Origin of the sequence: Microbacterium wangchenii, assembly GCF_004564355.1 — a bacterium.
Classification (GTDB): Bacteria; Actinomycetota; Actinomycetes; order Actinomycetales; family Microbacteriaceae; genus Microbacterium; species Microbacterium wangchenii.
This window is the reverse complement of record NZ_CP038266.1, coordinates 3,729,814-3,753,569: the sequence shown is the minus strand read 5'-3', so window position 1 is coordinate 3,753,569 and position 23,756 is coordinate 3,729,814. Positions and strand designations below refer to the sequence as shown.

The window sequence follows — 23,756 nt, the reverse complement described above, 5'->3', positions numbered from 1 at the left end:
GAGGACCACCGAATGGCTGACAAGTCCATCACCAAGACCGAACTCGTCGCGAGCATCGCCAGCGCGACGGGGCAGAGCCAGTCCGCCGTGTCGGGCGTGCTCGACTCCCTCTTCTCCACCGTGTCCGAGGCAGTCGCCAAGGGCAGCAAGGTCTCGATCCCCGGCTGGATCGCGTTCGAGCAGGTCGAGACCTCGGCGCGCACCGGCCGCAACCCGCAGACGGGTGAGGAGATCGCCATCCCCGCCGGCAAGCGCGTGAAGGTCACCGCGGGCTCCAAGCTCAAGGCTGCCGTCAAGTAAGACGGCGCCGGGTCGAAGGGGGGATGCTGAGGCATCCCCCCTTCGTCTTCCCTCAGGAAGGCGCACGTAGGCTGGAGGGGTGACTCTCGAACCCGCTCCGCACGGCGCTGCACCGTCGCGCGGGGACTCAGGCCCCGCAGACCCGGCGCGGTCGCTGCGCCTGGTGGGCCCGGTTCTCCTGGTCGCGGCCGCGCTGGCAGCCCTCGTGTGGGGGCTGGCCTACGGCGGCGGCGCCGCGCCTCTTCTCCTGGGCGACCCCGGTCCCCTCGTGCGGTGGGGGCTTCCGGTGGCGACCCTTGCGGTCAACCTGTCGGCCGCGGGGATGGTCGGGTCGCTCGTCCTGGCCCTGTACGCCCTGCCCGCGGGGGAGCGGGCCTTCGACGTCGCGCTGGACACCGCATCCGCCAGCGCCGCCGTCTTCACGGTCGCGTCGGCGGCGACGGGCTTCCTCACGTTCGTCAACACGATGAACGCGACCCCCAGCGCCGACGCGCTCTTCGGGCAGCAGCTGGGGCGGTTCCTCGTGGAGGTCGAGGTCGGCCGCACGTGGCTGCTCACGACCGTCGCCGGCGCTGTGCTCACCGTCCTCACCTTCGCGGTGCGCTCCTGGACGCCCACCCTCTTCGTCGGGATCCTCGCCGTCGTCGCCCTCGTCCCGATGGGGACCCAGGGTCACTCCGGGGAGGAGGCCAACCACGATTCGGCGGTGCTGGCCCTCGTCCTGCACATCATCGGCGCCGCGGTGTGGCTGGGCGGCCTCGTCCTGCTCGTCCTCATCCGCCCGCTCCTGGACCGCGCGACCCTGGCCAAGGTCCTGCTGCGGTACTCGAGCCTCGCGCTGGTGGCCTTCGTCGTGGTCGCCGTCTCCGGCACCGTGCGCGCCTCGATCGGCCTGGGCGGATGGGACGCGCTCCTCTCGCCCTACGGCGTGCTCGTGCTGGTCAAGGTCACGGCGCTGCTCGCGATGGGCGTGCTGGGGGCGTGGTACCGCAAGCGGCTCATCGGGCGCACCCACGAGGACGGGTCATCCCGCCGCTTCTGGGGCCTCGTGCTCCTGGAACTGGCGTTCATGGGCATCGCCAGCGGCGCCGCCGCGGCGCTGGCCCGCACCGCCCCGCCCGGATCGGCGACGGCGCCGACGCTTGGCACGCCCGCGGAGATCCTCACCGGCGCGCCGCTTCCCCCCGAACTGACGGTGACGCGGTGGTTCACCACGTGGGACATCGACCTGCTGTGGCTGTTCGCGGTGGCGTTCGGGCTGTTCTTCTACCTCGCCGGCGTGTGGCGCCTGCGTCGCCGCGGCGACTCCTGGCCGGTGTACCGCACGGTCCTGTGGGTCGGCGGCATGCTGCTGCTGCTGTGGGTCACGTGCGGACCCATCAACGCCTATCAGGACTACCTGTTCAGCCTCCACATGGTCGGCCACATGCTGCTGACCATGGCGATCCCGCTGCTGCTGGTGCCGGGGGCGCCGGTGACCCTCGCCGCCCGTGCCATCCGCAAACGGGATGACGGCAGCCGCGGCGGGCGGGAGTGGATCCTGTGGGCGGTGCACAGCCCGGTCGCCCGGATCCTCACCAACCCCTACCTCGCCGCGGGCCTGTTCATCGGGTCGCTGTGGCTGTTCTACTACACCGACCTCTTCCGGTGGTCGCTGTACGACCACCTCGGGCACGAGTGGATGGTGGCGCACTTCCTCATCACGGGGTACCTGTTCGTGCTCTCGCTCATCGGGATCGACCCGGTGCCCTACCGCCTGCCCTACCCGCTGCGCCTCGTGCTGCTCATCGCGGTCATGGCCATGCACGCCTTCTTCGGCGTCGCGCTCATGATGCAGTCCGGGCTCATGGTCGCGGAGTGGTTCGGCGCGATGGGCCGCACGTGGGGCCCCGATCCGCTCGCCGACCAGTACATCGGCGGCGGGGTGGCGTGGTCGATCGGTGAGATCCCGACGCTCATCCTCGCCATCACGGTGGCGATCCAGTGGAGCCGCTCGGACGACCGGATGCAGCGACGCCGCGACCGGCACGCCGACCGCACGGGCGATGCCGAGCTCGAGGAGTACAACGCGCAGCTGGCCGCCCTCGCCGAGCGCGACGCCCGCGCCTCCCGCTGATCCGCTTCTGCGGCGCGGGCTAGGGGGCGTTCTGGCCCTGCACCTGGATGGATGCGGTGCCGTCGGGCAGCACCGTGATGCCGCCGGAGACGACGAAGCGCACGTCTTCCTGCACGGTGCGCACCGAGCCGTCGAACAGCGAACGGACGTCGACGTCGATGTGCGCCACCGCCTCGGCCGGGACGATCCGCCACCCGGCGCCGTCCGGTTCCACCCGGACCTCCGGCTGCTGAACGATCGACCACGCGGGCGCGTCGACGATGCGGTTGCGCACCTGGTATCCGAACGGGCACCCGGTGGGCTGCAGCACCTGCTGCGCCGCGCACGCGCCGAGGAACTCGTTCATCCGCTGCTGCACGACGCCGATGAACTCCTCCGTCGCGTGCGCCTGGATGTCCACCGGCACCGTCGCGCGCGGCGCATCGGCGAGCACGGCCACTCCCGGGGTGGCCGAGATCGCCGTGTCCACGGCCACGGAGTACACCCCCGGTGAGAACACCAGGAGGGGAAGCGTCGCCAGCGGATCGGCGTCGACGCCGTCGGCCGACACCTGCCGCTTGTCGATCTCGAAGCCGTTGACGTCGAACCGCATCGATCCGCGCACCGTGAGGTCGAGGACGGCGAGGGGGCTCGTCGCGAAGCGCCACGACGGGGCGACCCCGGTCCACCCGTCCTGCACGACCGCGAAAGTGGTCTGCCCCTCCACGCCGGCGGCCCGGTAGGCGACCGTCACGCGGGTCAGCTCGCCATCCACGCGCTCCCCCAGGACCTCCACGTCGGTGAGCGTCGCGAGGGTGTCACGGCGCAGCAGTGCATCGGACGCGGTGGCGGGGAGGCCCGCAGCCGCCAGCTGCTCGGCATCCATCGCCACGCCGGGAAGGGCCCGGGCGTCGGTGGCGCGGCCGTCGGCGAGCAGATCGAGGTAGCGCAGGACGAAGGCGGTGGGGCTGTACAGCTCGCGGTACAGGGCCACGCCCCCCGCCGCGAAGGCGGCGATCAGAAGCACGCCCACCAGCGCGAGCGCGGTGAGGTCGGAGGCGAGGCGGCGTCGCCGACGGCGGCGTGCATGACGAGCGTCGTCCGCGACCGCTTCGGGCCGCGGAGCAGGCGTCGTTCCGGGGCTCTCCACCGTCACAGTCTAGGAAAGAGCGCCTCCGAAACCGCTGGTCGGCTCACCCGGCGTCACGGCTGAGCTCGGCGACGGCGAGACCCTGCACGATGTCGAACGCCGCGAGCTGCCCGGTCGACATCGACAGGACGATCGAGGTCAGCGGAGCCGGCCACGCCGAACTCTGGGCCATGTCGCCCACGGCCCACACGCCGTCCACGCTCGTGCGGCCGAGCCCGTCGGTGGCGACGACCCCGAACTCCGTCAGAGCGAGTCCCAGCGCCGCCGCGAACGGTGCGCGCTGCGCGGTGCGCGGTGCCGCGAACAGGCCCGCGACCTGCAGGTCGGTCCCATCGGCGAGGTGCAGGCGCAGACCGTCGGGAGTCTCCTCGACGCGGGCGAGGTCGCCGGGCGCGAGGATGCGGACGTCGGACGCGATCGGGCGGAGCTTGGCGGCCGTCATCGTCGCGTGCGAGGGCGCGTCCATGACCGCGACAGGGCGTCCGGCGAATTCGTGCCCGTGGCAGAACGGGCAGTGGGCGACGCGATCCCCCCACTGCGCGGCGAGCCCGGGGATGTCGGGGAGGGTGTCGGCGAGACCCGTGGCCAGGATCACCGTGCGCGCCGTGACCATGCTGCCGGATGCGGGGGTCACGGCGAACCCGTCCCCCTCCCGCCGCACGGACGTGACCTCGTCGCCCCGCACCTCGATGGAGTCGTACGCGGCGAGCTCCTCGCGGCCGCGCCGGCGCAGCTCGCCCGGCGCCACCCCGTCCAGGGTGAGGACGTTGTGCGCGTGCGCCGTGGCGTCGTTGCGGTACTCGCCGGAGTCGAACAGCACGGCGGTGCGGTGCACGCGGCCGAGCGTGAGCGCGGCCTGAAGGCCCGCAGGGCCGCCGCCGATGATGACCGTGTCGTACATGTCTCTCCTCTGCTCTGGTGCCGGGGAACGAGGCAGACACGGCGAGTATTCCCCCGCACGTGCACCGCCCGCCCGGGCGGGCGGCGAACGCGAACTAGCATGATGCGGTGAGCACGCCGTCCCTCTCCGCCGAACAGGAGGCGCTGTTCCGGCTCATCGAAGACACACGCGAGCACGTGTTCGTCACCGGTCGCGCGGGAACGGGCAAGTCGACGCTCCTGCAGCACCTGGCGTGGAACACGAGCAAGCAGATCGCGGTGTGCGCCCCCACGGGGGTGGCCGCGCTGAACGTCGAGGGGCAGACGATCCACTCGCTGTTCCGCCTGCCCATCGGGCTGATCGCCAACGGCGAGATCGAGCAGTCCGACGCCACGCGCAAGCTGCTCAACGCCATCGACACGCTCGTCCTCGACGAAGTGTCGATGGTCAACGCCGACCTCATGGACGGCATCGACCGGTCGCTGCGGCAGGCCCGCGGACGCCGCGCGGAGCCGTTCGGCGGGGTGCAGATCGTGATGTTCGGCGACCCGTACCAGCTGGCGCCGGTGCCGCCCCGCGGCGATGAGATGCGGTACATCCGCGACCACTACCGCTCGTTCTGGTTCTTCGACGCCAAGGTGTGGGCCGGTGAGGGCGGCGACGACGGGATCCTCGACCTCGGCCGCCACGGCGCCGACCTGAACGTGCGGGAGCTCACCGAGATCCACCGGCAGGCCGACCCCGCCTTCAAGGCGCTGCTGAACGCGGTGCGCTATGGCCGCGTCACGGCGGAGATGGCGGGAGTCCTCAACGGCGCCGGTGCCCGGACCCCGCCCCATCCGGCCGACGGCGAGCACCCCATCATCACGCTGGCCACCCGCAACGACATCGTCAACACGATCAACCGCCGCCACCTGGACGAACTGGTCGGGCGGATGCAGACGGCCAACGCCGAGATCAGCGGCGACTTCGGCCGTGGCGACGCGAACTACCCCGCCGACGTGGAGCTGCGACTCAAGGTCGGGGCGCAGGTGATGTTCCTGCGCAACGACGTGTCGTCGTTCGGGGAGCCGCCCCGGTGGGTCAACGGGACGATCGGCACCGTCACGCGGATCGCCGGCGACACCGTGCGCGTGGAGGTCGACGGCACGGAGCACGATGTCGAACCGGCCGTGTGGGAGAGGTTCCGCTACAACTACCACCCCGGCACGCGCACCCTCTCGCGCGACGTCGTTGCGGAGTTCACGCAGTTCCCGCTGCGCCTGGCCTGGGCCGTCACGATCCACAAGTCGCAGGGCAAGACCTACGAGCGCGCCGTGATCGACCTGGGCTCCGGCGCGTTCGCCCCCGGGCAGACCTATGTCGCCCTCAGCCGCCTGACCTCCCTGGACGGGCTGTACCTGTCGCGGCCGCTGCGGCCGAGCGACATCCGCGTCGACCCCGACGTGCAGCGCTTCATGAGCTCGGCCCTGCGCGCGCGCCCCTGACGCGACCTGCCTAGTGCGCCGCCCGGCAGAGGGCTCAGGCGGCGGCCTTGGCGTGGGCGAGGTCGTCGAACAGGTCGGTGTTGAAGCGGTAGGCCACGAGCACCTCGTCCATCACGCGCTCGCGCTCCGCCGCATCCCAGGGGGCGGCATCCAGCTGCTCGCGGTAGACGTCCTTGAAGGCCTTCGGATCGGCGATGTCGTCGAAGAGGTAGAAGCCGATGCCGTTGGTCTCGAACCCGAATCGTCGCTGCATCAGCCGGCCGATGAAGATCCCGCCGGAGAGGTCGCCGAGGTAGCGCGTGTAGTGGTGGGCGACGAAGCCACCCGGCCACGTCGCGCCGACCGCGCGGATGCGGTCGGCATAGCGCCGGGTCGTCGGGAGTGGCTGGACGCTGTCGCGCCACTGCGGGCCGACGAGGAAGTCGAGGTCGGCCTCCAGCGCCGGCAGCCGCGTGAGCTTGTCGGAGATGAACACCGCGGCCACCGGGTCGTTGCGCATGCGCTCGGCGGCCTGTTCGAGGGCGTCGTAGATGAACCAGTGCTGTGCGACGAGGGCGACGTAGTCCTCCCGCGTCCCCTCGCCCGTCATGAGGTCGGACATGAAGGTGGAGTGCTCGCTGGAGGAGTGGGCGGCGCTCGAGCGCTCGCGCAGCGCGGTCGAGAAGGGGATGACGTCGCTCATAGCCGTCATCATAGGGGACAGGTTAGGGGAGCCTAACCCCGAAGATGCCGCGGGTCAGTCGTGCGGACGCGGCTCGACGCCCGATCGCCGGCACGCCTCGTCGTAGAGGGCGACGATCTCCCGCCGTACTTCGCGGCGCTCCGTGATGGGGCCGCCGGGCCACGCCACACGCAACGGCGCCACGGTGCCGTCCGGACCCGTCACGTCCCAGTCGCCCCCGTCGCCGTCGAAGCCGGTCATGACCGCGGCCGTCGCATCCGCCCTGCCGAAGGCGCGTGCGACGAGCAGATTGTCGTCGGCGTGGTCGTCGTTCATATGGCCGGTCACTCCCGACAGGGCCGCGGCGTCGAAGGCGTGGGGCATGCGCCCCACCTTAAGGACAGATGTGATGTAGACGTGACCGGGCATGCAGTCAAACCCGGGGGAGCGGGCGCGGCGGTGTGTTTCAATGCATATGCGCGTCATCCGGCGCCGGCTCGATTCCACCGGGGGTGAGGATGCGGTCTCTTCGCAGTCGCGGCGTCGTCGCCGTCGCTGCGGGCCTGGTCACCCTCGTCGCCCTGTTGAGCGGATGCTCCGGACGAGACTCGGTCGAGATCGATCTGCCCCCGCAGGTCGAGGGTGCACTGCCGGACGAGACGGCTCAGCAGCTGGAAGCGGCGGTGACCAGCGCCATGACCGCCACCGGATCCTCCGGCGCGATCGTCGGGGTGTGGGCCCCGTGGAGCGGGAGCTGGGTCGCCGGTCTCGGCACGCAGGCCCCCGGCGGCGGCGGCGCCGTCGACACCGACATGGCGTTCCGCGCGGCCGACGTCACTCGCGCCATGACGTGCGACGTGATGTTCCAGGTCGCGGCCGAAGGCACCATCGAGCTCGATGACAGCGTCACCGACTACGTCAACGGGTTCCCCGACCTGGCGGATGTCACCCTGCGCCAGCTGTGCGACGGCACCGCCGGGATCGGCGCCTACACGCCGCAGCTGCAGTCGCAGTTCTTCTCCAACCTCGAGCGGCAGTGGGATCCCCGCGAGCTCGCCGGGTACGGGTTGGGACAGGACCGCATCGAACCGGGCACCGAGTACCGCGACTCCGACTCCGGGTACCTGCTGCTGGGATCGGCTCTCGAGCGCGCCACGGGCATGAGCATGCGCGAGCTCCTCGAGGAGCGCATCGCCGAACCGCTCGACCTCGCCGTGACGGCGCTGCCGACGCGTACGGCCGCACCGCCGGCGGACGGTCCGGTCCTGCCCGGATACTGGTCCACCGCCAACGCCGAGGGCGCGTGGAACTGCACCGAGCCGCCCGAGGTCACGAAGATGTCGGCGAGTATCGGCGGCGCCGACTCCGGCGCGGTCACCGACATCACCGACCTCGGCCGGTACGCACAGGCTCTGGCGACCGGCGCGCTGACGCCCGACGCATCCGATCGCTTCGAGTCCCCGCTTCCCGTCGCCGCTGACCAGCCGACGTGGTTCACCGCGGCCGGGGGCGCTTACCAGGCCGGCGCGCTCATCGGGCAGTACGGGGCGATCCCCGGTTACCTCACCGCGGCCTTCGCCGACCCCCGCACCGGCATGACCGTCGCCGTCGTGCTCAACAACTCCGGCGCGAGCCCCAACATCGGGGCGTGGCTGGCGTGGGAGCTCGCAGCGATCGCGTCGAAGGCTCCCGCCATGGAGGGAGAGACCGTCCCCGAGGCCGGTCTGCCGTGGACGGCGCAGCAGCAGCACGACGCGATCCTCGCCAACGCCATCTGCCAGCCTCCGGCCGAGTGACACGCGGGGGCGGACCGGGCAATCGCGGCTCGAGCGTCGCGGTGCTGTTCGTCGTGGTGGGCCTGGCGTGCCAGGAGGTCGGCGCTTCGCTGGCGGTTCTGCTGTTCCCGCAGCTCGGGCCGCTGGGCATGGTCATGCTGCGGCTGGTGTTCTCGGCGCTGATCCTCCTCGCCATCGCCCGGCCGCGGCTGCGCGGGCACTCCGCTCGCGGATGGCGCGCGGTGGGGCTGTTCGGGCTGGTCCTGGTGCTCATGAACGGCCTGTTCTACCTCGCGCTGGAGCGGCTGCCGCTGGGGGTGACCGTCACGATCGAGGTCCTCGGCCCGCTGACGCTGTCGATTCTCGCGAGCCGCCGCGCGTCGGCGCTGGTGTGGGCAGCGCTCGCGCTGGTCGGTGTGGTCGCCCTGGGTGGCGGCGGATGGGATCGGCTGGACCTGCTCGGCGTGCTGTACGCCCTCGGCGCCGCGGCGGCTTGGGCGTTCTACATCCTGTGCTCGGCCCGGGTCGGCCGGGAGTTCCCGCGACTGGACGGCCTGGCGCTGGCCATGGTCGTCGGAGCGGTGCTGTCGCTGCCGCTCGGGATCGCCGACGCCGGCTCGGCTCTGCTGCGGGTCGACCTGCTGGCGCTCGCCGCGGCCGTGGCGGTGCTCTCCTCCACCATCCCCTACGCCCTGGAACTGATGGCGCTGCGCCGGCTCCCGGCCGCCGCCTTCGCGATCCTCATGAGCCTCGGGCCCGCCACCGCGTCCATCGCCGGGTTCTTCCTCCTCGGTCAGCACCTGTCGCTCCTGGAGATCGCCGGCATCGCGCTGGTGATCGCCGCGAGCATCGGCGCGGTGCGTGCGGGTGCCCGCGGCGCTCGCCGCGACGCCCCGCCGGAGGGCGAGGCGCTGGCCGAGCCGATCGGCTGAGCCGCGAATCCCCCGCGGCGCTCGCCGCTTCGCCGCCGCTCAGCGCTCGCCGCAGGCACCGCAGCCGCGCCACTTTCGTGCATTCGCGCCACATCGAAGCGGCGCGGATGCACCGAAGTGGCGCAAACGTGGTGCCTGCGCGGAGGGCCCCGCAGCGTGAGGGGCGCGATAGCGTGTGGTGTCCGCCGTCGAACGCGCCGCAGCATCCGGTCGCCACACCCCCGTGGAGGAAGCCATCATGTCCGCACGCCGAGCGCTGATCGTCCGCGGGGGATGGGAGGGGCACCGTCCCGTCGAGGCCACCGATCTGTTCGTTCCCTTCCTGGAGCGCGAGGGGTTCGCCGTGCGCATCGAGGAGTCCAACGAGGTTTACGCGGATGCGCAGGTCATGGACGAGACCGACCTGATCGTGCAGTGCGTCACCATGTCGACGATCTCGGACCAGGCGCTGAAAGGCCTGCGCTCGGCGGTCGAACGGGGGACCGGACTGGCGGGCTGGCACGGCGGGATCGCGGATTCTTACCGCAACAGCTCCGACTACCTCCAGCTCATCGGCGGCCAGTTCGCGACGCATCCGTCGAAGCGCCCCGACGAGCGTCGAGGTGACGAGACCGACAACTTCCTGCGCTACCGGGTCGAGGTGACCGACCTCGGCCGCACGCACGGGATCATGGCCGGTATCGACGACTTCACGCTCGACACCGAGCAGTACTGGGTGCTCGCCGACGACCTCAACGACGTGCTGGCCACGACGACGCATCCGGTGCAGCCGTACCACCCGTGGCACCGGCCGGTCGCCTCCCCGGCGGTGTGGACGCGACTGTGGGGTGCGGGCCGCATCTTCGTCGCGACGCCGGGGCACAGCCCCTCGGTGCTCGGCGACGTCAACGTGCGCACGATCGTGGAGAGGGGGATGCTGTGGACGAGCCGCACGGCGTCGGAATAGTCGGTCTGGGCGTCATCTCGGCGCAGTACCTCGCCACCCTCGGCACCCACCCGGGGGTGCGGATCGCGGCGACCGCCGACCTGGATGCGGCACGTGCCGCGGATGTGGCCGCCCGCTTCCCCGGCTGCCGCGCGCTCTCGGTGGAGGAACTCGTGTCCGATCCCGCGGTGGACACGGTGCTGAACCTCACGATCCCCGCCGCGCACGCCGACATCGCCCTCGCGGGGCTCGCGCACGGCAAGAACGTGTACGGCGAGAAGCCGCTGGCGGCGACCTTCGACCAGGCACGCGGCGTTCTGGCCCAGGCCGCATCCGGATGGGTCGGGTGCGCACCCGACACCGTGCTGGGCGCGGGGATCCAGACGGCGCGGGCGGTGGTGGATGCCGGGGGGATCGGCCGCCCGGTGGCCGCGGTGGCCACGTGGGTGTCGCCGGGGCACGAGGCGTGGCATCCGCATCCGGACTTCTACTACCGCCGCGGGGGCGGGCCGCTGTTGGACATGGGTCCGTACTACCTCACGTCGTTGTTCCACCTCCTCGGACCGGTTGCCCGCGTGAGCGGGGCGTCGTCGCGGCCGAAGGAACTGCGCCGCATCGCCACGGGCCCCCGGGCCGGGGAGCAGATCCCCGTCGAGATCGACACGCACATCACCGGAATACTCGAGCATGCGGGCGGGGCGATCTCGACGGTCACGTTCAGCTTCGACGCGGCCGGCACCGATGCGGCCCCGATCGAGGTGCACGGCGAGACCGGGTCGCTGTCGCTGCCCGACCCGAACTACTTCGACGGGCAGGTGCGTCTGCGCCCCTCCGGCGACGAGGACTGGACGCCCATCGGAGTGCGCGCGGGATACGAAGGCGCCGGGCGGGGAATCGGGCTGCTGGACTTCGTCGCCGGTGGGCGCAGGGCCGACGGCGCGATCGCCCTGCACGTGCTGGAGATCATGACGTGCCTCATGGACTCCGCCCGCGAGGGGCGGCGGATCGAGCTGACGACGACGGCAGAGCGTCCGCCGCTCGTGCCGCTCACCCCGGCCGCGCAGTGGCAGGCGGGCTGACCCGCGTCAGTCCTCCGGCGCGGCGCGCACCGCGTGGCGGTCGGCGATGAGCGTGTCACGGACGCGCCGGCGGAGCACCTTCCCGATGAGGGTCGTGGGCAGCTCCTCCCACACGCGGTAGGCGGTCGGGCGTTTGTATTCGGCCAGGTGCTCGCGCGCGGCCGCCCGCACGGCGTCCTCGTCGAAGACGGCACCGGGTTCGAGCACGACGACGGCCGTGACGACCTCGGCGCCGCCGCCGCGGGGCACACCCACGACGGCCGAACCGGCGATGCCCGGCACCGCATCCAGGACCTTCTCCACCTCACTGGGCGAGACGTTCAGGCCCCCCGTGATGATGATCTCCTTCTTGCGGTCCACGACCGTGACGAAGCCGTCCTCGTCCTGCATCACGAGGTCTCCGGTGCGCAGCCATCCGCCTTCCAGCAGCGCCTGGGCCGTCTCCTCTGGGCGGTTCCAGTACCCCTGGAACACCTGGGGGCCCTTGATGAGCAGTTCGCCCGCCTCTCCGAGCTCCACCTCTCGGGCGGGGTCGTTGGGGTCGACCACGCGGATGTCTGTCGAGGGGAACGGGATGCCGATGGTGCCGATCTTCCGCGCGTCGTCGAAGGGGTTGGCCAGGGCCACCGGGCTCGTCTCGGTCAGCCCGTACCCCTCGTTCAGCATGCTGCCGGCCAGCTCCTCCCACCGCTTCACCACGGCGGGGGTCAGGGTCATCGCGCCCGAGATCGAGTACACGACGCCGGACAGGTCGAGCTTGCCCTCGCGGGCCACGCGGGCCAGGCGGTCGAACATGGGCGGGACGGCGGGGATGAAGGTCGGCGGATGCTTCTTCGCCGCCTGCGACACCAACTCGGGGTCGAACGTGGGGAACAGCACCGCGTTGGATCCGGTCTCGACGGCATAGATGACCGACAGCAGCAGGCCGAAGGCGTGGAACATCGGCAGGAGGCCGTAGATGCGGCCGTCGCCGTGCGTGAACCGCGGCATCCACGCGGCGCCCTGGCGGGCGTTGGCCCACAGGTTGCCGTGTGTGATGATCGCGCCCTTGGGCACACCGGTGGTGCCGGAGGTGTACTGCAGGCACGCGATGTCGGTGACGCCGGGGCGGGGAACGGACCCGGCCGGCAGCGGCGCGGACTTCTCCAGCCGTGCGAAGGGCACCATCCCGGGCGCCGCGGCGGTCAGCTTCGCGCGCGACGCGCGGGCCTTGGCCACGGGCAGGCGCAGCGCCAGTTGCGTGGTCCACGGCATCGCGCGCGTGATGTCGACGGAGACGACCGTGCGGATGCCGAGGTCGGCGGGGAAGGAGCGGATGAGGGGGGCCATCTTGTCCCACGAGATGACGTGCGACGCCCCGTGGTCGCGGAACTGCGCCTCGAGTTCGTCGCGCGTGTAGAGCGGGTTGTGCTCGACGACGATCCCGCCCAGGCGCAGCACCGCGTAGAACGCGATGACGTGCTGCGGGGCGTTGGGCAGCACGAGGGCGACGCGGTCGCCGGCGCTCACCCCGAGCTCCCGCAGCCCGTTCGCGACGCGGGAGACCCGGCCGGCGAGCTCGCGATAGGTCAGCGACGCACCGAAGAACGTCACCGCGGGGCGGTCGGCGTACTGCGCCGCGCGTTCATCGAGCAGGTCGACGAGGGAGCCGGTGGGCGCCTCGATGTCGACGGGGGTTCCTTCGGCGTAGAAGCGGTTCCACGCGCGCGAGTCGTTCAGGTGCACTCGTCCAAGGTTACGTGGGCTGCGCGGGCGCTGCGGCGCGGGGCGGCTCGCCGGCCGCGGGCTCAGCCGGCGAGGATCGTGTCGATCAGGTGCTGTCCGATCGAGGACTCGACGTCCAGGACGAGACGGGTGCGGACGCCGTCGTGGTCGCGGACCCCGATGCGCTGGGTGCGGAGATCGGCGATCGTCTGGCCGCGGCCCGGGCCGTCCGAGACGTCGACCACGATGGGCACCCGCGGTGCGCGCGTGGGCGTGACGGCGCCGGCGGCGAGAACCGCCGCGAGCGGATCGTGCAGCGCGCACGTGCGCCGGCCGTAGGTGCCGACGTAGAAGTCGAAGTAGTGGTCGAGGATCTCCCCGACGGTGCGGACGAACGGTCGCTCGTCGGCCAGCAGCATCCCGCGCTGCTCCTCGCTGAGGGTGTGCTCCATCGTCGCGTCCAGTGGGACGAGGGTGACGTCCCAGTCGCCGGCGAGAGCCTCGGCCGCGGCCCGAGGGTCGTTGAAGACGTTCGCCTCGGCCGCGGGGGTGATGTTGCCGGGGGCGAGGGCGGCGCCACCCATGGCGGTGACCTCGGCGACGCGAGCGGGGAGGGTGGGGTCGGCTGCCAGTGCGTGCGCGATGTTCGTCAGCGGCCCGATCGCGAGCACGTGCAGGCGGCCCTCGTACTCGTGCGAGAGGTCGATGAGCAGTTGCACGGCGCTCCGGGCGTCGGGCTCGCCAGGGGCGCGCGGCAGCTCCACGCCGCCGACGCCGTTGTCGCCGTGCACCCACCCCGCGCCGCCGGCGTAGGGGTGGTCGAGGTGGTCGTGCGCGCCGACGGCGACCGGGATGGCGGGGGCGCCGGCGAGGCACAGCAGGTCGAGCGTGTTGCGGGCGGCCTGCGCCGCCGAGGTGTTGCCGCTCACCGTGCCGATGCCCACCAGCTCGACATTCGGCGAGGCCAGCAGGTACGCCAGGGCGAGCGTGTCGTCGACGCCGGGGTCGCAGTCGAGGTAGACGGGGATCGGGGTGGTCATGCGGCTCCTGGAGGTCGTCGCGGATGCGGACCCCGTCGTCCACCTGCCGCCGAAAGCAGCACTGTTCGGTTATACAACCTGCGCCGCCCGATTCCCGCGCGAGCCGCGTGGTGGAATGGAGGGATGGCTTCTCCCCTCGCTTCCCTGTGCGTGGTCGGCAGCATCAACGTGGACGTCACCGCATCCGTCGCCCGCCTTCCGAAGCCGGGCGAGACGGTGCTCGGCGGCACGTTGACCCGCGACCCCGGGGGCAAGGGCGCGAACCAGGCGGTCGCGGCGGCGCGCCTGGGCGGACGCGTGCGGATGGTCGGTGCCGTGGGGGATGACACCGACGGGCGGGCGATGCTGCAGAACCTCAGCGACGCCGGCGTCGATGCCGGCGGCGTGTGGCTCGGCGACGCGCCCACGGGGACGGCCCTCATCACCGTCGACGACGAGGGGGAGAACCACATCGTCGTGTGCCCCGGGGCGAACCACGACGTGACCGTCGACGGGGTGGACTTCGCGCCGGATGAAGCCGTGCTGACGCAGCTGGAGATCCCCCTGACCGTCGTGGCGGCGCTCGCCACCGCCGTGCCGGGGTTCCTCGCCGTCAACGCCGCACCCGCCCAGCCGCTGCCGCCGGAGCTCGTGGATCGTGCCGACCTGTTTCTCGTCAACGAGCTCGAGTACGCGGTGCTCCCCGAGCTCTCGCGGGCCCCGCTCGTCGCGGTCACCTACGGATCGGCCGGAGCGGCGCTGTTCCGTCGCGGGCTCGAGGTGGTGCGCGTCGCTGCGCCGACGGTGCAGGCGGTCAGCTCCGTCGGCGCCGGAGACGCGTTCTGCGCGGCGCTGACCCTCGCCCTCCACGCGGGGTGGGACCCCGAGCGAGCGCTTCGGGCGGCGTGCGCGGTGGGGGCGGATGCGGTCACCAGGCCGGGGGCGCAGCCCGCGCTGCAGCGCCTCGACGCGTACGCCTGAGCCGGCCGATCCGCCGCTGCGTCCAGCCGACGCCGCACTCGACGTCTTCGCCGAAACGAGGCGCTTTGTGTGTTATCCAGAATATATAGTATCGTCATCCCGTCGTGAACGCCCGGTTCCGATCCGAAAGGTATGCAATGAAGCATGGCAAGGCCGCTTTGGCTCTGATCTCCGTCCCGATCCTGCTCGCCGTCTCCGGGTGCAGCGGTACCGACGCCGCCGACTCGGATGACGCGTCGGGCACGGTCTCGCTGGGCGTCATCGCCCCGATGAGCGGCAACTTCGCCCAGGTGGGCGACCATATCAGCGAAGGATTCGCGCTCGGCGTGAAGCACGCGCAGGAGGATGGACTCGCCCCCGACGTCACGTTCGAGATCGACGTCAAGGACGATCAGGCCGACGCGCAGGTCGCCGCGCAGTCCGCTCGAGACTTCATGTCCGACGGCACGATGCTTCTCGGCGGGATGCTGACGACCCCGGCGTGCAGCGCCGTCGCCCCCCTCGCCGATCAGGCAGGCGGCGTGCTCATCACCTCGGTCTGCGCCGGCAACGAACTCTCGGGGGTGTACGCCGATGAGAAGCCTTACGAGCGCACGTTCGCCGTCGCGCCCCGCGACACCATGGTCAGCGACGCTCTGGCGACCGTCCTCGCCGAGCAGTTCCCCACCGTCACCGACTACAACGTGTTCGGCTTCGACTACGCCTGGGGCCGCGACACCTGGTCGGGCTACATCGACGGGGTGAAGGCCGCCGGCGTGGACGCGGCGGTGAATCAGGAGTACTGGGTTCCGCTGGGCGAGACCAACTACCGCTCCCAGGTCTCCGCTCTGTCGAACGGACTCGGCGAGCCCGACTCCAGCGCGATGTTCCTGTCCACCTACGGCGCCGGCACGACCGCGTTCCTGCAGCAGGCGGAAGCGTTCGAGATCGTCGATCGCGTCGCGCTCCTGGCCAGCGCCGGCGGCTACGAGCCCGTCGCCCGCGGACTGGGCGGCGCTGCGCCGGAGATGTGGAACGCGTACGACTACGCATACGCCGCCTACGACAATGAGTTCAACACCCGGTTCGTCGAAGAGTTCCTCGAGGCGGCGGACGAGCGCCCGATGGCGTGGTCTTACGACGGCTATCTCACGGGCTACGCCTACGTGGCGGCCATCGACGCCGCTGGCTCGGCCGACCCCGACGCCGTCGTGGAAGCGCTTGCCGGACTGGAGTTCGAAGGGTCATCCGGCACGCTGCGATTCGATCCCGAGACGCACCAGCTCATCGCCCCCGTCGTGGTCACGCAGTCGATCGGCAACCCCGACGCGCCGGAAGGCGTCGAGTTCCTCGAGACCTTCGTGGTTCCCGCCGAGGACCTGATCGACACGCACTGACAGGCATCCGCCTCATCACCTTCAGAGGAGCGCCGTGAGCGATCTCATATCAGCCATCATTTCGGGGATAGCTCAGGGCGTGCCCCTGTTCATCGTGGCCAGCGGGCTGACGCTGATCTTCGGCGTCCTCCGCATCCTGAACTTCGCCCATGGTGCGTTCTTCATGCTCGGCGCCTTCGTCCTCACCACCCTGCTGAGCGGTCAGTCGGTGAACCTGCCGGTGTTCCTGCTCGCCGCCGTCGCGGCGGCAGGCGCACTGGCGCTCCTGGGCGCCGCCGCCGACACGGTCGTGTTCCGCAAGCTGTACGGCACCGACCACATGATCCCGCTCCTGGCGTCCTACGCGCTCCTGGTGACGCTGGACGGACTGGCGCTGATGATCTGGGGCAATCGCCCGCGGAGCCAGGCGTCGGTGGAGGGTCTGGGTGGTTCCGTCCGTATCGGCGACATCCGGATCGCCTCCTACGACCTCCTGCTGCTGGTCATCGGGATCGTCATCGGCGTGGCGCTCTTCTTCGTTCTGCAGAAGACGCAGATGGGCAAGACCGTTCGTGCCGTTTCGATCGACGAGCAGATGGCGCGCGCCCTGGGCGTGCCCGCCCGCAAGGTGCAGGTCGGCGTCTTCGCCGTAGGTGCCGCGCTCGCGGGGCTCTCCGGCGCGCTCATGGCCCCGCTGGTCAGCGTCGACGTGGGATTGGCTCCCACCTTCGCCATCCAGAGCTTCGCCATCGTCATCATCGGTGGGCTGGGATCGATCGGGGGCGCCCTGACGGCAGCCCTGATCCTCGGAATCGCCGACAGTCTCGCGGTGAACTTCGCGCCCGGGCTCTCCGGATTCAGTCTGTACATCGCGGTGGCGCTGGTACTTCTCCTGCGGCCGCAAGGACTCGCCAAGAAGCGCGTTGGGGGACACTGACATGACCACTCCGACCCAGGCAGTCGTCGCCATCCGGAGGGCGAAGCAGCCCTTGACGGGCTTCCAGGCCCTCCGGGCGAAGGTGCCGCCCTCACTCGAGGTTCTCGTGGCGTGCATCGTGGTGGCGCTGGCAGTTGGTTCCCTCTTCGACGGCTCGCTCCTGTTCCTGCTCACCACGGCCGTCATCTACGCCCTGTTCGCGTCGGCGACGAACATCCTGTTCGGATGGACCGGCGTGTCATCCTTCGGCCAGGCCGCGTACTTCGGGGTCGGTGCGTACACGGTGGGCCTGACCAAGGACTTCATCGACAACCCGATTCTCGCCGTGCTGCTGGCGATGCTCATCGCCGCGGTCGTGGCCGGGGCGTACGCGCTGCTCGCCAGCCGGATCACCGGAACCGAGTTCGCGATGCTGACCCTGATCTTCGGTCAGATCCTGTGGCTGCTGACCTTCCGGGTGCCCGAGTTGCACGGGGAGAACGGCATCCCCGGGATCAGCCGAGGCGAGCTGCTCGGTGTGAACCTGTTCGCCGATCAGGCCTTCTGGTGGTACGTCGTGGTGATCGTGACCATCGCGCTGCTCATCCTGCGGCGCATCCGCGGATCCTCCTTCGGTGCGGCCATGAACGCCGTACGCGACGACCCGATCCGTGCGGAGGCCCTGGGCGTGAGTGTGCGCTCGGTGCGCATCTGGGCGTTCGTCCTCGCCGGCGCCTTCGCGGGGCTGGCGGGTGCTCTGATGGCCCAGCACCAGGGTCTCGTCACGCCCGAGATGCTCGCGTGGGGACTGTCGGGCGAGGTGATCGTGATGTGCCTGATCGGCGGCATGCGCTCGTTCTGGGGCCCGGTGATCGGTGCCATTCTCCTCGTCCTGGTGAAGCACTTCCTGCTGGATGCCACCAGTGCCCCGGACTTCTGGGTCGGGCTGGCGCTGCTGGTGATCGTGCTCGTGGTGCCGGGAGGACTGCTGAGTCTGCCGAAGAAGATCGCTGGAGCTGTGCAGCGTCGCAGGAAGGTGGCAACCCGATGACCGACACGATCCTCCGTGTCCGAGGGCTCAAGAAGTCCTACGGCGCCGTCCACGCGGTCCGCGGGGTCGACCTGGATGTCGCCCCGGCCGAATGCGTGTCGATCATCGGGCCGAACGGTGCGGGCAAATCCACCCTGTTCGGCACGATCGCCGGAGAGCACCGGGCGACAGCGGGCACGATCGAGTTCGAAGGGCGATCCGTCACCTCGTGGTCCGCTGCCCGGCTGGCCCGGCACGGCGTCAGCCGCACCTTCCAGGTGGCGCGCTTGTTCACCTCGCGCACCGTCGAGGACAACCTCGCCATATCGCGGGCCGTTTCCGAGGGCAGGGGTGCACGGTTCTGGGACCGGCTCGGCGGGGCGGCCGCGACGCAGGCCCGCGTGGCCGACGTCATGGACGAGCTCGACCTGCATGACATCGCCCGCGTGCCGGCGGGCGTCCTCCCGCAGGGCGATCGAAAGCGACTGGAACTGGCCATGGCGCTGGTCCAGGATCCCCAGATGCTGTTGCTCGACGAGCCGACAGCGGGGATGTCGCTCGACGACACCGCACGCACCATCGCAACGCTCCAGCGCATCCGGTCCGATCACGGCAATATGACGGTGGTCCTCACTGCCCATGACATGGACGTCGTGTTCGCCCTGAGCGACCGGGTCGTTCTCATGGGTCAGGGGGTCGTGGTGATCGAAGGAACCCCCAGCGAGGTCGAGCAGGCGCCGGAGACGAGAGAGCTGTATCTGGGAGTGGTCGAATCATGAGCGTTCTGCAGCTGAACCGGGTGAGCGCCTCCTACGGCCCCGCCGGAGCGCTGTTCGGGATCGACATCGAGGTGGACGCCGGCGAGATGGTCGGCGTGCTCGGGCGCAACGGCGCCGGAAAGACGAGCACCTTCAAGGCGATCATGGGAATGGAGGTTCGCCGACGCGGGCAGATCCTCTTCGATGGCGCCGACATCACGCGGATGGTGCCCGAACAGATCGCCCGCGCAGGCATCGCGATCGTTCCGGCCGAACGACGCATCTTCTCCGGTCTGTCCGTGCTGGACAACCTTCGGATCGCCGCGCGCATGCGCAAGCAGAAACTCGACGTCGATGAGATCGTCGATCTGCTGCCGATCATGGGCCGACTCATCGATCGCGAGGGATTCCAGCTCTCAGGAGGCGAGCAGCAGGCCGTGGCGATCGCGCGGGCACTGGCGGCCAGACCGCGGGTCCTGCTGCTGGACGAACCCACGGAGGGCCTCGCGCCAGTGGTCGTCCAGGAGCTGCAGGAGTCGATCGCCGCCCTGCCTCAGCGCACGGGCGCGGCCGTCCTCGTCGCCGAGCAGAACTTGAACTTCGTGCTGCAGACGACCTCGCGTGTGTACGTCCTGGAGACCGGCAACGTCGTGCATGCGTCGGATTCCGCCGCTTTCGCCCGGGCGCCGGAACTGCAGCATAAGTTCCTGTCCGTCTCGTCGTCGCATTGACGGGCCGGGGCGGTACCCGATGATGGAGGCAACGACCCCAGGTCCCGGTATCCCAGGAGGAGCCCATGTCGCAGGGTGATGGACAGTCACGGCGTCCGTTGAGCAAGGTGGAGTACGTCCTGGAACGGCTGCGCGACGACATCCAGTCGGGTGCCGTGGCCGCCGGCTCGAACCTGCGGCAGCAAGAGCTCGCCGCCCGTTACGGCGTGAGCGCGACCCCCGTGCGCGAGGCGCTGCGGCTGCTGGAGGCGGACGGGACGATCACCTACTCCCAGCACCGTGGAGTCGTGGTCTCAGAACTGAAGCCGCAGGAGATCCATGACCTCTACCGCCTGCGCTCGGCGGCGGAGGGCAGCACGGTGGAGGCCGCGGTGCAGCGCCTCGAACCCGAGCAGATGGAGCGGATCGTCGCGGCCCACGACCGGCTCGCGGCGACCGAGGGCAAGGGCGATGCCACCGACCTCTCCCATCTGAACCGCGAGTTCCACTTCGCCATCTACGGTGCCGTCTCGCCCATCGTCTCCAACTTCATCGGGCAGCTGTGGACGGCACTGCCGGCGCGTCTGACGATCTGGGAGGTCGAGTCCCAGGCCAAGGTGCTCCTCGCGGAGCACCGGGAGATCCTCGACGCCATCGTGCGCGGGGATGCCGCGGAAGCGGGTCGGCTGATGGCCGCGCACGTCATGACCAGCGAACACTTCCGTCAGGTTCAGCAAGGCTCCTGACGTCACGAAAGGATGGTGGGCTCGATGCCCTCGACGATCGAACACGGGAACATGGTCGCGGACGTCCTGCGCGCCGCGAACCTGCCCGAGATCCTCACCGCCGTCATCGACGGCCGGTGGACCGAGCGGGGTCGCGAGGACACCGAGCAGATCATCGACCCCGGCACCGCGCGGGCGGTGCTGGCCTACGAGCGGTCGGAGCAGGCGCACGTGGACGAGGCGGTCCGGAGCGCCGAGCGCGCCTGGCCGGCGTGGGCGGCGATGGCCCCCGTTGATCGCGGACGCATCCTGATCCGGTGCGCGCAGACCATCCGCGACCACCAGGAAGTCCTGGCCCAGCTGGAATCGATCGACACCGGCAAGCCGCTGTCGCAGGCACGTGCCGACATCGCCGTCAGCGCCCGCTACCTGGAGTACTACGGCGGCGGGGTCGACAAGTTCGGGGGCGAGACGATCCCGCAGGATTCCTCCACGCTCGCCTACACGCGGCGTGAACCCTACGGAGTCATCGCCCACATCACGCCGTGGAACGCTCCCATCAGCCAGATGATGCGCGGTGTCGCCCCCAGCCTGGCGGTGGGCAACTCGGTCGTGGTCAAGCCGGCGGAGGTGACGCCGATCACCTCCGCGTTCGTCGCCGTGCTCATGGCGGAGGCCGGATTGCCTGCCGGGCTCTGCAACGTGGTGCTCGGGCAGGGGTCCGTGGTCGGGGAGGCGCTGTTGCGCCACGCGCTCGTGCAGCACATCACCTTCACCGGGTCCGTCGCCGTCGGCAAGCGCGTCGGCGAGATCGCGGCGTCGCGCATCATCGGGTGCAACCTCGAGCTCGGCGGCAAATCACCCACGATCGTGTGCGAGGACGCGGATCTGGATCGCGCGGCTGAGGCGGGGGCGCTGGCGGTCATCCGCAACTCGGGTCAGTCGTGTTTCGCCACGACGCGTCTGATCGTGCACCGCAGTGTCGAGCAGGAGCTCATCACCAAGATCGCGCAGCGCATGCAAGGTCTCACGATCGGGCACGGGCTGGGCGACCACGACATGGGACCCCTGGCATCCGCGCGGCAGAGGGAGACGGTGCTCGACCTGATCGCCGGAGCCGAAGCGGAGGGCGCCACGGTGGCCTCCGGCGGCGATCTTCCCGAGCGGGACGGGTTCTATGTGCGCCCCACGCTGCTGTCAGGTGTCGAGAACGGCATGACCATCGCCCAGGAGGAGGTCTTCGGCCCCGTCCAGTCGGTCATCGCCTACGACGAGCTCGAGGACGCCATCCGGATCGCGAACGACACTCCCTACGGGCTGTCGGCGGGCGTGTTCACGAGGGACGTGGGTCGCGCCCACCGCGTGGCCGCGCGACTTCAGGCGGGGCAGGTGCAGGTCAACCGCTACGCCGGCGCGGGGGTCGAGGTGCCCTTCGGGGGATACAAGGCCAGCGGGCTGGGACGGGAGAAGGGCATGGAGGCCCTGCACCACTACAGCCAGCTCAAGAGCGTCATCGTGTCGCTCGACTGACGGATCTACGACCAAGCGCGAAGGAGTCACCAATGGTAGTGCGCACACTCGGTTTCATCGGCCTGGGAGTGATGGGGGGTGCGATGTGTGCCAACCTGGTGCGTCGATCCGACCTTCCTGTAGTGGCGTTCGACCGCGTGGCGGCAGCTCTCGACCAGGCGGTGGAGGTCGGCGCCGACCGCGCGGGCAGCGTCGCCGAGGTGGCCCGGCGAGCGGATGTGGTGTTCCTGTCGCTGCCGAGCATCGTGCAGGTGGAGGAGGTCGTCGAGGAGATCCTGGCCGGCGACGACCGACCGCAGATCATCGTCGACATGAGCACGAGCGATGTCAACGGCACCCGGGCGTTGGGGGAGCGTGCATCAGAGGCGGGCGTCGTCTTCATCGACGCTCCGGTTGCGCGGCTGCGTCAGGCCGCCATCGACGGCACTCTGCTCATCACCGTGGGCGCCGAGCGGGAGCACTTCGACACCGTGCTGCCCCTCCTCTCCACCATGGGCAGCGACGTGGTCCATGCCGGCCCACTGGGCAGCGGCCAGGTCATCAAGATCATCAACAACATGGTGGTGTTCCAGAACATCAACGCCCTCGCCGAGGCGATGGCGATCGGCCGCGCCTCCGGCGTCGACGGCAAGGTGCTGTTCGAAACGCTGCAGCTGGGCTCCGCCGACAGCTTCCAGCTGCGCAACGCGGCCATGGACTCGCTCGTGACCGACGAGTACGCTCCGAAGCGGTTCCCCACTCTCTACGCGATCAAGGATCTGCGCCTGGCCCTCACGCTCGCGCAGGAGGCCGGGATCCATGCGCCCGGAGCAACCCAGACGATGGAGCTGCTCGAGCGGACGCGGGATGCCGGGTACGAGGACGAGTACTACCCCGTGATGATCAAGCTCATCGACGGTCGTGGCTGACGTCGGCATCCCGGAGCCGTTCGAGGCGTACGCCGTCCGCCTCGGCAGGATCGATCGCCCCGCGAGGGACAACTTCCTGCACGCCAGGGACCTGACCGGCGAAATGACGATGGACTTCGACATGTGGTTCCTCCGTCGCGGGGAGACGATCATCGCCGTCGACACCGGCATGAGCGACCGCGCGGACCCGCAGCGGGGCAGGCGGCTGGACCGTTTGCCCCGGGATGCCGCCGGTGAGCTCGGCATCGATCCGGATGCCGTGTCCGACCTCGTGATCACGCACTTGCACTACGACCACGCGGGGCGCATAGGAGACTTCCCGGCCGCTCGCGTGTGGGTGCAGAAGAGCGAACTGGACTATGTGCTCGGCCCCGACATGGGGCATCCGTCGCTGAGCCACTTCTTCGACGTCGACGACCTCAAGGTGGTGCTGGAGCGGATCTTCGCCTCCTCGGTACGGGCAATCGATGGGACGAGAGTGCTCGTGCCCGGGGTGGAGCTGCATCACATCGGCGGGCACACCCGCGGCCTGCAGGTCGTCCGCGTGTACACCGAGCGCGGCTGGGTCGTGATCGCGTCTGACGCACTGCACTACTACGCCAACCACGAGCGCCGCGACCCGTTCCCGGCCGTGGTCGACCTCCCGCAGATGCTCGAGGGGTATGTCCGCATCGAAGAACTGGCCGACACGTGGGAGCACATCATCCCGGGGCACGACCCCGAGGTCATGACGAGATACGCGTGCGGCGATCTTCCCGAGGGAATCGTCGCGCTGCACCGGCCGCCCGCCGCGCGCTGAACGTGCGCGGAGGGAACGTCGTGCTCCCTCCGCGCAC

General features: G+C 70.4%; 23 protein-coding genes. 17 read left to right on the top strand and 6 right to left on the bottom strand.

Annotated elements, in window-relative coordinates; genetic code table 11:
• The first annotated feature begins 12 nt into the window (after positions 1–12).
• Both E4K62_RS18185 and E4K62_RS18180 read left to right on the top strand, forming a co-directional pair.
• Positions 13–300, top strand: coding sequence for an HU family DNA-binding protein (locus tag E4K62_RS18185; protein WP_125133173.1), 288 nt, complete (start codon positions 13–15; stop codon positions 298–300).
• Positions 301–460: 160 nt separating this feature from the next.
• Positions 461–2,416 carry a bifunctional copper resistance protein CopD/cytochrome c oxidase assembly protein gene (locus tag E4K62_RS18180; protein WP_135071605.1) on the top strand — a complete coding sequence of 652 codons (1,956 nt, stop codon included), beginning with the start codon at positions 461–463 and terminating at the stop codon, positions 2,414–2,416.
• A 19-nt stretch (positions 2,417–2,435) separates the two neighbouring features.
• Here the strand turns inward: E4K62_RS18180 and E4K62_RS18175 are convergent, their stop codons facing one another.
• Both E4K62_RS18175 and E4K62_RS18170 read right to left on the bottom strand, forming a co-directional pair.
• The gene (locus E4K62_RS18175; protein ID WP_135070429.1) at positions 2,436–3,545 is read right to left on the bottom strand and encodes a hypothetical protein; all 1,110 of its coding nucleotides are present in this window, start codon (positions 3,543–3,545) and stop codon (positions 2,436–2,438) included.
• A gap of 43 nt (positions 3,546–3,588) precedes the next feature.
• Complete coding sequence (locus tag E4K62_RS18170) at positions 3,589–4,446, bottom strand: NAD(P)/FAD-dependent oxidoreductase (RefSeq protein ID WP_135070426.1); 858 nt, start codon at positions 4,444–4,446, stop codon at positions 3,589–3,591.
• Between the two features lie 107 nt (positions 4,447–4,553).
• On the opposite strand from E4K62_RS18170, the gene E4K62_RS18165 reads away from it, so the two are divergent.
• Positions 4,554–5,912, top strand: a complete 1,359-nt coding sequence (locus tag E4K62_RS18165) for an ATP-dependent DNA helicase (protein ID WP_135070424.1) — start codon at positions 4,554–4,556, stop codon at positions 5,910–5,912.
• 34 nt (positions 5,913–5,946) lie between these two features.
• On the opposite strand, the gene E4K62_RS18160 is transcribed toward E4K62_RS18165, so the two are convergent.
• Together E4K62_RS18160 and E4K62_RS18155 are read right to left on the bottom strand one after the other, a co-directional pair.
• Positions 5,947–6,594 (bottom strand): biliverdin-producing heme oxygenase, encoded by a 648-nt coding sequence (locus E4K62_RS18160; RefSeq protein WP_135070420.1) that lies wholly within the window; start codon positions 6,592–6,594, stop codon positions 5,947–5,949.
• Between the two features lie 54 nt (positions 6,595–6,648).
• Positions 6,649–6,957, bottom strand: a complete 309-nt coding sequence (locus E4K62_RS18155) for a DUF2470 domain-containing protein (protein ID WP_135070417.1) — start codon at positions 6,955–6,957, stop codon at positions 6,649–6,651.
• Positions 6,958–7,091: 134 nt separating this feature from the next.
• Between E4K62_RS18155 and E4K62_RS18150 the strand changes: the two genes are divergently transcribed.
• From E4K62_RS18150 to E4K62_RS18135, 4 genes are all read left to right on the top strand, one after another.
• Complete coding sequence (locus E4K62_RS18150) at positions 7,092–8,369, top strand: serine hydrolase domain-containing protein (protein WP_135070414.1); 1,278 nt, start codon at positions 7,092–7,094, stop codon at positions 8,367–8,369.
• Positions 8,366–9,280 (top strand): EamA family transporter, encoded by a 915-nt coding sequence (locus E4K62_RS18145; protein ID WP_135070411.1) that lies wholly within the window; start codon positions 8,366–8,368, stop codon positions 9,278–9,280. The genes E4K62_RS18150 and E4K62_RS18145 overlap by 4 nt, the downstream gene beginning before the upstream one ends.
• Before the next feature lie 238 nt (positions 9,281–9,518).
• Positions 9,519–10,226 (top strand): ThuA domain-containing protein, encoded by a 708-nt coding sequence (locus tag E4K62_RS18140; protein WP_135070408.1) that lies wholly within the window; start codon positions 9,519–9,521, stop codon positions 10,224–10,226.
• A complete protein-coding gene (locus E4K62_RS18135) occupies positions 10,199–11,284 on the top strand; it encodes a Gfo/Idh/MocA family protein (RefSeq protein WP_135070405.1) in 1,086 nt (361 codons plus the stop codon). The genes E4K62_RS18140 and E4K62_RS18135 overlap by 28 nt, the downstream gene beginning before the upstream one ends.
• Positions 11,285–11,290: 6 nt before the next feature.
• On the opposite strand, the gene E4K62_RS18130 is transcribed toward E4K62_RS18135, so the two are convergent.
• Positions 11,291–13,009 carry a long-chain-fatty-acid--CoA ligase gene (locus E4K62_RS18130; RefSeq protein WP_135070402.1) on the bottom strand — a complete coding sequence of 573 codons (1,719 nt, stop codon included), beginning with the start codon at positions 13,007–13,009 and terminating at the stop codon, positions 11,291–11,293.
• 62 nt (positions 13,010–13,071) lie between these two features.
• A complete protein-coding gene (locus tag E4K62_RS18125; protein ID WP_135070399.1) occupies positions 13,072–14,028 on the bottom strand; it encodes a nucleoside hydrolase in 957 nt (318 codons plus the stop codon).
• Between the two features lie 123 nt (positions 14,029–14,151).
• On the opposite strand from E4K62_RS18125, the gene E4K62_RS18120 reads away from it, so the two are divergent.
• From E4K62_RS18120 to E4K62_RS18075, 10 genes are all read left to right on the top strand, one after another.
• Positions 14,152–14,988, top strand: coding sequence for a ribokinase (locus tag E4K62_RS18120; RefSeq protein ID WP_135070396.1), 837 nt, complete (start codon positions 14,152–14,154; stop codon positions 14,986–14,988).
• Positions 14,989–15,125: 137 nt separating this feature from the next.
• The gene (locus E4K62_RS18115; protein ID WP_135070393.1) at positions 15,126–16,364 is read left to right on the top strand and encodes an ABC transporter substrate-binding protein; all 1,239 of its coding nucleotides are present in this window, start codon (positions 15,126–15,128) and stop codon (positions 16,362–16,364) included.
• 34 nt (positions 16,365–16,398) lie between these two features.
• Complete coding sequence (locus E4K62_RS18110) at positions 16,399–17,280, top strand: branched-chain amino acid ABC transporter permease (RefSeq protein WP_135070388.1); 882 nt, start codon at positions 16,399–16,401, stop codon at positions 17,278–17,280.
• A gap of 1 nt (position 17,281) precedes the next feature.
• Positions 17,282–18,310, top strand: coding sequence for a branched-chain amino acid ABC transporter permease (locus E4K62_RS18105; protein WP_135070385.1), 1,029 nt, complete (start codon positions 17,282–17,284; stop codon positions 18,308–18,310).
• Complete coding sequence (locus tag E4K62_RS18100) at positions 18,307–19,068, top strand: ABC transporter ATP-binding protein (protein WP_135070382.1); 762 nt, start codon at positions 18,307–18,309, stop codon at positions 19,066–19,068. The genes E4K62_RS18105 and E4K62_RS18100 overlap by 4 nt, the downstream gene beginning before the upstream one ends.
• Positions 19,065–19,778 carry an ABC transporter ATP-binding protein gene (locus E4K62_RS18095; RefSeq protein ID WP_135070379.1) on the top strand — a complete coding sequence of 238 codons (714 nt, stop codon included), beginning with the start codon at positions 19,065–19,067 and terminating at the stop codon, positions 19,776–19,778. The genes E4K62_RS18100 and E4K62_RS18095 overlap by 4 nt, the downstream gene beginning before the upstream one ends.
• Before the next feature lie 65 nt (positions 19,779–19,843).
• Positions 19,844–20,503 (top strand): GntR family transcriptional regulator, encoded by a 660-nt coding sequence (locus E4K62_RS18090; RefSeq protein ID WP_135070376.1) that lies wholly within the window; start codon positions 19,844–19,846, stop codon positions 20,501–20,503.
• A 24-nt stretch (positions 20,504–20,527) separates the two neighbouring features.
• A complete protein-coding gene (locus E4K62_RS18085) occupies positions 20,528–22,012 on the top strand; it encodes an aldehyde dehydrogenase family protein (protein ID WP_167747844.1) in 1,485 nt (494 codons plus the stop codon).
• A 32-nt stretch (positions 22,013–22,044) separates the two neighbouring features.
• Positions 22,045–22,920, top strand: a complete 876-nt coding sequence (locus tag E4K62_RS18080; protein WP_135070369.1) for an NAD(P)-dependent oxidoreductase — start codon at positions 22,045–22,047, stop codon at positions 22,918–22,920.
• Positions 22,913–23,719 (top strand): N-acyl homoserine lactonase family protein, encoded by an 807-nt coding sequence (locus tag E4K62_RS18075; RefSeq protein WP_135070366.1) that lies wholly within the window; start codon positions 22,913–22,915, stop codon positions 23,717–23,719. The genes E4K62_RS18080 and E4K62_RS18075 overlap by 8 nt, the downstream gene beginning before the upstream one ends.
• The last annotated feature ends 37 nt before the right edge of the window (positions 23,720–23,756 follow it).